This is a genomic window from uncultured Fretibacterium sp., assembly GCF_938040765.1.
Lineage (GTDB): Bacteria > Synergistota > Synergistia > Synergistales > Aminobacteriaceae > CAJPSE01.
In genome coordinates this window covers 1-10528 of sequence record NZ_CALIAA010000124.1, presented here as the reverse complement: position 1 = coordinate 10528, position 10528 = coordinate 1, and the positions used below count along the sequence as shown (strand labels likewise).

Genomic DNA, 10528 nt, shown 5'->3' with positions numbered 1-10528 from the left:
GGACAAGAAGGAAGCGCCGACGGCGCTTCCTTCTTGAATGCACTTTTGACCTGGCGCTTCCCTAAAGCCCGACCTCCTGCCAAGCTCCGTCGATCCACTGGAGCGTCGAGCGGAAACCGAACTGCCTCAGGACCTCGGCGGCCTCCGGGATGAAGCGCAGGAGGGCCTGGGCGTCGTGGCAGTCCGCCTGCAGGGTCAGGAGGCGGTTCTTCTCCCGGAGCCGGCGCAGCAGAAAACCGTCCGGGTACGGCCGTCCCCGCCAGCGGAACCCGCTGGCGTTCAGCTCCGGGACGCATTCGCTCCCGATCACGACGTCCAGCGCCTCCAGCGCGGCCCTTCGGTACGCTTCGTCCTCCCTGAAAAAGCGCTCGTCCGCGTTGAACTTGCCTATAAGGTCGAAGTGTCCGACGACGTCCGGGCGCTGGGTCCGCACCATGTCCGCAACGCTCGCGTAATAGGCCCGGATGGCACTCTCCGGGCCCCCCATCGCCGCCAGGAGCGCCGCGAACCGTTCCTCGTCCCAGTCCACGGAAAGGCATTCACCGCCCACCTTCAAAAAGTGCACGGAACCGATCAGAAAGTCGTAGTCCGAACGGCGGGCCACCGGGGCCAGATAGTCCTGCTCCATTCCAAGGACGATGCGGAGGGTCCCGGCGTACCTCTCCCTCAGCCCCAGGATCGTCCTTCGGTACTCCGCCTCGGACCTCAGGGATCCCGCATCGAAGGGGGCCGGAGAATGGGCGCTGAAGCCCAGGTCCGTAAGCCCTGCGGCGACGGCCGCCCGAACCATCTCCTCGGGCGAGCTCCGGCCGTCGCAGAGCGTCGTGTGGTTGTGAAGGGTCGAGCGGATCACCGAAGCGCCTCCTGCTTCACCTTGTGGTCGACGACGTGCCGGGAGGCCAGCTCGCCGCGCACCTCGTCGAGGGTCACGCCGCACTGCACCATCAGCACGAGGGCATGGTAGCAGAGGTCCGCCAGCTCGTAAATCGTCTCCTCCCTCGACCCCTTCATGGCGGCGACGACGACCTCCGTCGCCTCCTCGCCGCACTTCTTCAGAATCTTCTCCAGCCCCTTCTCGAACAGGTAGGTGGTGTAGCTGCCCTCCGGCCGCCTCTCGTTCCGGTCCTGGAGCAGCCGGTACAGGTCGTCGATTGTGAGGCGCGGGTCCCCTTTCTTTTCCGCCCCTGTACCTTCCGCCTCCGCACCGTCGAAACAGGAGTCGGTCCCCCGGTGGCAGGCCGGCCCGTCCTTCACCACCTCCACGAGCAGCGCGTCCCCGTCGCAGTCGGGCCGCACGGACGCCACGCGCTGAACGTTCCCGCTCGTCTCCCCCTTGCGCCAGAGCGTCCCGCGGCTGCGCGAGTAGAAGCAGGTGCGCCCCTCGCGCAGGGTGATCTCCAGGCTCTCGCGGTTCATGTAGGCCAGCGTCAGCACCTTCCGGCTGCGGAGGTCCTGGACCACCGCCGGGATCAGCCCCCGCTCGTCGAACCTCAGCGCGCCGACGTCGAGTTCGAGGTCCATCCTCATATCCGACCCTATCCTTCCCCTCGGCCCTCGAGCGGCTCCTCGATGCGGACCGGGACCCCCCGCTCCCTCAGATAGCGTTTCAGCTCCGGGATGAGGACCGTTTTCGAGTGGAAGGCCCCGGCGGACAGGCCCGCGCCCACACCGGGGATCCGGAAGGCCTCGGCGAAGTCCTGCATCGTCCCCGCTCCCCCGGAGGCGACGATCGGGACGCTCACGACCCGGCCCACGGCCTCGAGCATCGGCAGGTCGAAGCCGCCCCGGACGCCGTCGGTATCGATGCTGTTCAGGACGATCTCCCCGGCTCCCAGCTCCTCCCCCAGACGGGCCCACTCCAGGGCGTCCCGCCCCGTGTCCGTCTGCCCGCCCTCCGCGAACACGCGGTAGACCTCCCCCACCCTGCGCACGTCCATCGACAGCACCACGCGCCGGCTGCCGTACTTTTCGGCCGCCCATCGGAGGAGCTCCGGATCGCGCAGCGCCCCGGAGTTCACGCTCACCTTGTCGGCGCCGCAGTCCAGGACCCGGTCGAAGTCCTCCAGGTCCGCGATGCCCCCGCCCGCCATGAGCGGGATGTGGACGCACTCCGCGACCCGGCGCAGGAGCTCGATGAAGATAGGCCGGCCCTCCCGGCTGGCGGCGATGTCGTAGAACACCAGCTCGTCCGCCTGGTTGTCGTCGTAAAAGCGGGCGAGGACGACAGGGTCCTCCACGTCGCGCAGCCCCTCGAAGCGCACGCCCTTGACGACCCGTCCGTCCTTGATGTCGAGACAGGGAATGATGCGTTTTACGGTCATGATCTCTCCTCCAGTTCGGAAAGCGCCGATCGAGTCAGCGCTTCCTCAGCGTAGTGCGCAAACGAGTTCCTCCAGACGAAGCCGCCCCGCATAGAGCGCCTTGCCGACGACGGCCCCCGAGACCCCCAGGCCGCGCAGCGCGAGGAGCTCCTCCAGCGACGAGATCCCCCCCGAGGCGATGACGTTGGGGATCCCTGAGGTCCTCAGCCGCTCGTACAGCGCGAGGTTGGTCCCCTCCAGCCTGCCGTCCTTCGCGATGTCGGTCGCGATGACGGTCGCGACGCCGCGCACCGCCAGTCTACCGCAAAACTCCAGCCCGTCGAGGCCCGAGCCCCGCTCCCAGCCGTGGGTCATGACCTCCCCGTCCAGCAGGTCAACGCCGACGGCGACGCGGTCCCCGAACAGCTCCAGGCAGCGGTCGAGAAAATCCGGGTCGGAGACGGCCGCCGAGCCCAGGATCACCCGTCCGGCCCCGGCGTCGAGATAGGCCCGGGCGCGCTCCTCCGTGCGGATGCCGCCGCCGACCTGGACGAAGAGCTCCGTCTCGCGGACGATCGCCTCGATCAGCCGGTGGTTGGCGGCCCGGCCGCCCCGTGCCCCATCCAGGTCCACGACGTGCAGGCACTCGGCCCCCGCCTCGCGGAAGCGCCGCGCCGCCTCGCATGCCTCCACGGAATACGAGGTCCGGCGCCGAAAGTCCCCCTGCTCCAGCCGGACGACCTGGCCGTCCAGCAGATCGATCGCCGGGTAGAGCCTCATCGCCCGGCACCGCGGCCCGATATCGGCATGCTCATAAGTTCAGGACCCCCTTGCTGGACGGAATCTCATCCCGAAAATCCGGGTCGGGCCCGGCCGCCTCGGCGAGGGCCCAGCCGAAGCCCTTGAAGACCGCCTCGATGACGTGGTGCGCGTTCTCCCCCGAGAGGAGCCGGATGTGCAGCGTCAGCCCCAGGGTCCGGACGACGGCCTCGAAGAACTCGCGCACGAGCTCCGTGTCGAACGCGCCGACCCGCGCCTGCGGCATCGGGACCTCGAAGCGGAGGAAGGACCTTCCGCTCACGTCCAGGGCCACGAGGACGAGGGCCTCGTCCATCGGCAGGAGGCGCTGCCCGTAGCGGCGTATCCCGCGGCGGTCTCCCAGCGCCTCGTTCAAGGCCGTCCCCAGCACGATCCCCACGTCCTCGACCAGATGGTGGAAGTCCACGCGCGCGTCCCCGGACGCACGGACCGTCAGGTCGAAGCGGCCGTGATAGGCGAGGAGCTCCAGCATGTGGTCGAGGAAGCCGCAGTCCGTCAGGACGTCATGGCGTCCGCTGCCCTCCAGGTCCAGCGTCAGCCGGACCGTGGTCTCCCTCGTGACCCGTTCGATCTCAGAGCGCCGCATCGGCCGTCCCCCTCCTCATATCCCGCAGGATGTCCCGGAGGGCGTCCAGAAACGCCCCCACCTGTTCGGCCGTCCCCACGGATACGCGGAGCCAGGCCCCGGTCCGTGCGGGCCTGCCGGGCTCATCCGGAAAGTGGCGCACCAGGATGCCCCGCTCCCTCAGGATACGGTGGAGCGACGCGGCGTCCGCCGGGGGGCGCGTGAAGACGAAGTTCGCCTTCGAGGGAACGACCTCCGCGCCGAGCGCCTTCAGTCCCTCCTGGAGGGTCTCGCGGTTCCTCATGATCTCCCGCCGGGTGCGCTCGAAGTACGCCTCGTCCCTCAAGGCCGCTTCACCGGCCGCCAGGGCCTGAGCGTTGACGCTGTAGGGGTTGAAACCGAACTTCAGCGTCATGAGATCGGCCGCGAGCGAGCTCGACCCCAGGGCGAAGGCCAGCCGGACCCCGGCGAGCTGGCGCGACTTCGAGAAGGTCCGGATCACCAGCAGGTTGTCGTACTCGTCCAGCAGGGGCGCGGCGGACTCCGCCCCGAAGTCGACGTAGGCCTCGTCGACGACCGTCAGGCGGTCCCGGTCCTGTTCCAGCAGCCTCCGGACGTCGGGGAGCGCCAGGGCCAGCCCGGTCGGCGCGTTGGGGTTGGCCAGAAAGACCGTCTCCCTGCGGCCCCGGTAGTCGTCGACGTTCAGGGAAAAATCATCCCGGAGCGGTACGGTCTCGAAGGGCACCCCGAACATCCGGCAGAATACGGGGTAGAACCCGTAGGTGACGTCGGCGAAGACAGCCCCCCTCGGGCAGAACCCGTGAAAGCAGAAGGCGAGCAGCTCGTCGCTCCCGTTCCCGGTTACGACCCGGCCCGTATCGAGGCCGAAGCGCTCGGCGACGGCGCGGGTCAGGCCCCGCGCCTCCGGGTCCGGGTAGAGGTTCAGCCTCTCCGCCTCGGCGGCGGAAAGCGCTTGCAGCACGGCCGGAGAGGGCGGAAAGGGGTTCTCGTTGGTGTTCAGCTTGATCACGGGCCGCCCGTCCCGCGGCACCTCGCCGGGAACGTAGCGGACAAGCCCCGCGAGCCTGGGATCCAGGAAATGCCGCGTCATGATCTTGCCCTCCAGGGATCCGTCAGGCGTTCGATCGCCGTCCGGATGAAATGATAGCGGGAGCGGTTGGCTATCAGGCGGGCGCTCAGGGGCGCGATCTCCTCCAGCACCTCGAGCCCGTTCTCCCGAAGCGTCGTCCCGGTCTCGACGATGTCCACGATGACGTCGCCGAGCCCGACGAGCGGAGCCAGCTCGACGCTCCCGTGCAGCTCGATGACCTCCGCCGCCCGGTTCTTCCGGGCAAAATGCTCCCCCGCCACATGGGGATATTTGCTGGCCACGCGCAGGACCCGCGAGGGGTCGTCGGAGAACCCGGCCGGGGCCGCGACGACCATGCGGCAGGCCCCGAACCCGAGGTCCATGAGCTCGAAGACGTCCGGCTCGTCCTCCATCAGCACGTCCTTCCCGACGACGCCGATATCCGCCGCACCATGCTCCACGTAGACCGCGACGTCGCTGGGCTTGACGAGGGTCGCCTCGATGTCGCCCATCGTGAAGGCCAGCCTGCGCGACCCGTTCCGCAGTCCGGCGCAGTCGTAGCCGCTCCTGTGGAGCAGGTCGGCGACCGACTCGCTCAGACGCCCCTTGGGGATGGCCAGGCGGATCATGACCTTCCCTCCTCCCGGATCTCTCCCGCCGCATCAATGCGCCGCACCGACGCCGCTCCCACGGCCTCCGCGCGGCTGCGGCAGACGCGCACCTTCAGCCCCTCCCGCACCCAGGCATCCACCCGCCCGAGGACCGCGCGGAGGTCGGGGCATTCGTTGACCAGGGCGACGTCGACGGGGCGCGGCCCGTCGCGGAACAGCGCGTCGAGCTCGGCGAGGTAGACGGCGAACCCCACGGCGGCCGAGGGCTTCCCCAGCTTCTCGAGCAGGTTGTCGTAGCGCCCGCCGCTCAGCACGGGCCTGGGCAGGCCGTTGACGAAGCCCTGGAAGAACAGTCCGTTGTAGTAGTCCAGCCCCTGGACCACGGCGAAATCGAGGCGCAGGCGTCCTCCCAGGCCGCTCGCCTCGAGGACGCCGCAGAGGGTTTCCAGCTCGCTCAGCTCCTCCTCCGCACCCCGGTCCGGGAAGACCTCCCGTATCGCCTCGAGGGCACGATCCGGCTCCTGCGGAAGCCGCATCAGCCGGGCCAGGGGCCGCGCCCGTTCCTCCCCGATCAGGCGAACGAGGTCGTGGAGGTTCCTGTGGCGCACGCAGCCCAGCACCGCCTCCGTGAGGGGAACGCCCTCGAGCGAGCGGGCGAGAAGCCCCAGGTGCCCCAGCGCCAGGACGAAGTCCCCGGAGAACACGGCAAGGCTCCTCAGCGCGAGCAGGAGCACCTCGGCCTGAGCGTAGAGGGGGTCGCCGCCCAGGGACTCGATCCCGATCTGCCGGATCTCGCGAAAGTCCCCATCCCGCCCGCGGCGGAACACGCTCTCGGCATAATGCCACTTCGCCGGGACGGCGCCGGGCTCGTAGCTCTTGACGATGCTCATCGTAACGTCCGGCTTCAGCGCCATGAGCCGTCCGCGCGAGTCCGGAAAGGTGATCGCCGTCTCCTCGTTCAGGAAATCCCTGTTCTCCCGATACAGGTCGTAGGGCTCGAACTTCTCGATCCGGTAGCGGCGGTAACCGTAGCCCTCGTAGAGCTGCCGAAGCGTCAGGACCGCACGCTCTCCCCGGGTCAGGATATCGGGGGATAAATCCATCTCAGCTCACGCCTCTCTTTAATTCTTCGTGTTATCACTCTAAAGCAATGAATGATATTCTACACCACCTCATTTCGGGGGACAATCGGTCGAGGCAATAAAAAAACATTGTCAAGCAAGACAGAGTATGTCAGAATGAACGAGACGGAGACCGTGCGGATCCGGCCCGAACGGCCCGAAGCGCCGCAGCTGGTTTTTTGTGGGCTCCTGCCGTTCCTCGTGGATCGACGAAGGAGGGGCTTTGCGACGGCATCTTCCGAATCCATTACGACATGCGTCCGGAGAGCGGAGGTGTTTCGAGAACATTTTACACGCAATGACGATACCAATCGGCTCCTGGCGGCGGATTGTTTTTGGGATTTTCGGGAGGGCTGCCGGCGGCAGCCTCAAGGCATGGAGGTGTTCGGAGGAGGGGATGAAAAGGAAGATCGTCTACGATCACAGGAGATGGATGACTCGTTTCTACTGCGGCGCTGTCGTTCTATCGTCTCATCTTTGTTTTCGAGTCGATTTTTCAGGGTAACGCATTGGAGTGTTCTTTGAAAAGCGAGGCAGGTCGGTAAATAAGTCGGGCTCTTCACATTCCTCACAACCATATGAAAAGAGGGTTTTCTATGACAATTCGAGGGAAGCTGCGTTTGATCGCAGGGGTTATTTTTCTGGTCATCCTGTTGATGACCGGCATCACTTATGTCCGGTCGGGAACCATGCTCGATAATTTTCTGAAGAGCTCCGGCACCGAGATTGCCGTAAACGCGGCGCACATCTTCGAGGATCAGCTCGATCGTTACATCATGACCGTGAACATCGCCGCGGCCGCCATGCGCCAGACCTACAACGACGCAGCGAATCCCGAGCTCGGGGCGAAGAACGTCGAGTTGCTCTGCGAGCGAATGCTGAAGAACACCGAGGACAAGAACATCCTGAACATGTACCTGGCCCTGGAGTCCACGGGGTTGCTCGCCATCGCAAGCTCGGAGGGCAAGTGGGTGGCTCCCGCAGGATATGACGCCCGGACGCGGAGCTGGTATCAGCGGGCCGTGGCCGATCATGGGACGACCAAATTTACGGAGCCCTACGTCGAGGCGGCATCGGGCAAGCTCGTGCTCGCGGCGACCAAGGCCGTCTACGACGACGACAACAGGTTGATCGGCGTGGCGACCATCGAGGTCGAGCTGGACAAGCTGAGCGCCTTTGTGGTCGGGCAGAAGGTCTTCGGACACGGGGCGGGCGCGCTGGCCCAGAAGGACGGCACTCTCGTCGCCTACATCGACAAAAATTACGTTTTGAAGGGCAATATTCTGAACGGGCGGGATTTCGACGCGTCCGTGCACGCCTTTGCGGCAAAGGCCCTCAACGGGGAGACGGGCTTTGCCGATTACGTAAACAACGGCGAAAGACGGCGCGTTTTCTACGCCCCCGCCGGCCACGACTTTTTCTTCATCGTCTTCTTCCCGATCTCGGTGATCGAGGCCATGGTGCACGGCCTGACGGTCTTTCTCATCGTCATCGCCGCAGCGGCGCTTCTGGTCATCGGCTTCCTCATCTTTGCCATCATGCGCAGCCTTTCCCGCTCTCTCAAGGGTATGAGCGCCGCCACCGCAACCTTGAGCAAGGGAGATCTGACCGTCCGCTTCAACGAATCCGGACGCGACGAACTGGCCGTCATGTCCCGGGAGCTCAACGCGATGCTTTCCTCCGTCTCCGAGACGCTCCACAACATCCGGACGGAGGCCGACGAGACCTCCAAGCAGGCGGACACCCTGGCGGCCCTCTCCGAGGAGACCCTCGCCTCGATGGAGGAGGTTGCCGCTTCCATTGAGCGCGTCAACGGCGTCGTCAACTCCGCTTCCTCCGCAACGGAGGAGACTCACGCCTCCATCGGAGAGATTGCCGACAGCGCCCAGTCCAGCGCACAAAGCGCCACCGAGAGCGCCGAGCAGGCCTCCCGGGTGGCGGACGTCTCCAAGAATGCCGTCGACGAGGTCGGGGTCGTCGTCGCGGGGATGAAGGAGGCCAAGGACAAGTCCAGCCAAAGCATCGCCCAGATTCGGGAGCTCGGACAATCCGTCAATGCCATTTCCTCCTTTGTGACCACGATCACCTCCATCGCCGACCAGACCAACCTCCTGGCGCTGAACGCGGCTATCGAGGCCGCGCGAGCCGGGGACGCCGGGCGAGGGTTCGCCGTCGTCGCCGAGGAGGTGCGCAAGCTGGCCGAGGAATCGGGGCATGCGGCACAGGAGATCGAGAAGTTGATCTTGGGCCTTCAGAAGCACTCCGAGAGCTCCATCGAGGCGACCGAGGAGACGGAGAAGCTGCTGGTCGAGACCTCGGCTACGGCGGAGACAACGCAGCAGAGGCTGAATGGGGCCATGGACGCCATAGCGCGCCTGAACGAGGCCATCCAGAACATCGCGGCGATCTCCGAGGAACAGGCCGCCGCCTCCGAGGAGATGACGTCGGCGGTGCAGCACGTCACGGACGCCAATCATGATGTCGTCGAGGCCACCAATTCGATCCAGACCGCAGCCCATGAGACGACCAAGGCCGCGGAATCCATCGCCGGGGCCGCACAAAGCCTGGCCTCGACGGCGGAGAAACTTCAGGGATTCATCGGGTCCTTCATCCTCGACAATCGGGGCGGCATCGTTCCACAAAAGCAGTAGCTTCCGCTTCCGAGAAGGAGGGCGCTCGGCGATCCCGGATAGGGCTTTGCCGAGTGCCCTCCTTTTTTTGGCGCCGAATCCCTTTTATCCTGAAGTTTGGGGGACGTTTGAAGGAGCATTCATTGAGTTCCCAATCCCTCAAAGGCCCCGATGTTTCACGTGAAACATCGGGGATGAGAACTCGACTCCATGAGGCTCAGCCCGCGCATTTCAAATCCGGACCACTCCGGACTACTTCGGACCACCTCGACGACATCGTCCCCCCGCATTTCCCTATAAAGGGGAATCGTCCGGGAGTAAAGGCACAGAAAGTCCATCCTTGAAGGCTTTCGACAGCCCGACATCTCGCCTCGGAGAGATGTCGTTTTACCCTATCCTTTATCCCTGGCTTCTCTCCCGAATGAAGGCGGCTTGGAATGAGCAGGTGTCAGGAAGTCAAGGGCCGTTTACAAAATCCTAAAAGAAAAAGCATGAACAGAGCTATTCTCCGGGGTCAAAACCCTTAGAGCTTTGTGAGGCTTGAGCCCTTTGCAGCCATTGAGAAAACAAGCTGGTGATCTTTCGCGATGCTCCGGAGAGTCGCAATGCTCCTTATCCACATCTTCATGGACCTTTGCAGGACTCGTTTCGCCTTGCCTTTGTTCCTGGGGGGTGCCGGGCGCGCGAACTTCCGCTCAATGCCGTTTTTCATGACAGCTCCGCAAAAGCATGATGCCTTAGATTCCCTTGAAAGTCTTTGCCGTTATCTCTACGGGCCGTCTCTATCGTACAGGCCCATTCCCCCAACACCTCTTCCGGAAAACGTGCGGCGGAACCCGCCGTCCCATCGGGCGTAACAAGAGCATAAAGCTCCCGGATGAAGTCGGCGAGAGCCACCTTCGGTGTAGACAAGGGAAACATGGGCACAGCCATTGTGAACGGAGCAGTCACATTTGTGGCCTTGGGACGGAATCTTATCGATCGTCGGAGGGGAGACGTGATACTCCTCGGCCAGCAGGGCAACTGGGACATGCTCTCTGTGGTGCTTGAGATCGATCTCCTTCCGCTGCAGAGGAGTCAATTGGGTGCGTTTGTGGATGTTCATTTCGGGCGGCTTCTTCCCGGGCGATTTTCCCCTGCAACTTTACCTGGCTTGCAAAGGACCCAAAATCAGCCTGCGGATGAGCTCGCAAAGGGAAAAAGCTTGAAAGCCGGTTGTACCGCCCCTGGACAATCTACGAAAACGAAGCGGATGCCCCTCAAGGCGGCCTTTTTCATCGACCTACATTCCAGCTCCATGAAACCCTCTTTTGTGGACAACTCCTGTGTATATTGTGGGTAACCCCAAAAATCGCGTTTTATCCTTGCATGTCCTCCACAATCATTCTTTTA

At 64.5% G+C, this 10528-nt stretch carries 9 protein-coding genes; 1 reads left to right on the top strand and 8 read right to left on the bottom strand.

Annotation, left to right across the window (positions count from 1 at the left end; all coding sequences use genetic code 11):
• Positions 1–61: 61 nt before the first annotated feature.
• From Q0176_RS04670 to Q0176_RS04635, 8 genes are read right to left on the bottom strand one after another with little or no spacing between them, the layout of a single operon-like run.
• Complete coding sequence (locus tag Q0176_RS04670; RefSeq protein ID WP_299299718.1) at positions 62–853, bottom strand: histidinol-phosphatase; 792 nt, start codon at positions 851–853, stop codon at positions 62–64.
• Positions 850–1527 carry a bifunctional phosphoribosyl-AMP cyclohydrolase/phosphoribosyl-ATP diphosphatase HisIE gene (gene hisIE, locus Q0176_RS04665; protein WP_299299716.1) on the bottom strand — a complete coding sequence of 226 codons (678 nt, stop codon included), beginning with the start codon at positions 1525–1527 and terminating at the stop codon, positions 850–852. Before hisIE ends, Q0176_RS04670 begins: the two co-directional genes overlap by 4 nt.
• Before the next feature lie 8 nt (positions 1528–1535).
• On the bottom strand, positions 1536–2321 hold the full coding sequence (gene hisF / locus Q0176_RS04660; protein WP_299299714.1) for an imidazole glycerol phosphate synthase subunit HisF: 786 nt from the start codon (positions 2319–2321) through the stop codon (positions 1536–1538).
• Between the two features lie 45 nt (positions 2322–2366).
• On the bottom strand, positions 2367–3080 hold the full coding sequence (gene hisA, locus Q0176_RS04655; RefSeq protein ID WP_299299712.1) for a 1-(5-phosphoribosyl)-5-[(5-phosphoribosylamino)methylideneamino]imidazole-4-carboxamide isomerase: 714 nt from the start codon (positions 3078–3080) through the stop codon (positions 2367–2369).
• Positions 3081–3111: 31 nt separating this feature from the next.
• Positions 3112–3705 carry an imidazoleglycerol-phosphate dehydratase HisB gene (hisB, locus tag Q0176_RS04650; RefSeq protein ID WP_299299710.1) on the bottom strand — a complete coding sequence of 198 codons (594 nt, stop codon included), beginning with the start codon at positions 3703–3705 and terminating at the stop codon, positions 3112–3114.
• Positions 3692–4795, bottom strand: a complete 1104-nt coding sequence (locus Q0176_RS04645; protein WP_299299708.1) for a histidinol-phosphate transaminase — start codon at positions 4793–4795, stop codon at positions 3692–3694. Before Q0176_RS04645 ends, hisB begins: the two co-directional genes overlap by 14 nt.
• The gene (gene hisG / locus Q0176_RS04640; RefSeq protein WP_299299706.1) at positions 4792–5403 is read right to left on the bottom strand and encodes an ATP phosphoribosyltransferase; all 612 of its coding nucleotides are present in this window, start codon (positions 5401–5403) and stop codon (positions 4792–4794) included. The genes Q0176_RS04645 and hisG overlap by 4 nt, the downstream gene beginning before the upstream one ends.
• Positions 5400–6488, bottom strand: coding sequence for an ATP phosphoribosyltransferase regulatory subunit (locus tag Q0176_RS04635; RefSeq protein WP_299299704.1), 1089 nt, complete (start codon positions 6486–6488; stop codon positions 5400–5402). Before Q0176_RS04635 ends, hisG begins: the two co-directional genes overlap by 4 nt.
• A gap of 614 nt (positions 6489–7102) precedes the next feature.
• Here Q0176_RS04635 and Q0176_RS04630 point away from each other — a divergent pair.
• A complete protein-coding gene (locus tag Q0176_RS04630; RefSeq protein WP_299299702.1) occupies positions 7103–9157 on the top strand; it encodes a methyl-accepting chemotaxis protein in 2055 nt (684 codons plus the stop codon).
• Positions 9158–10528: the final 1371 nt, after the last annotated feature.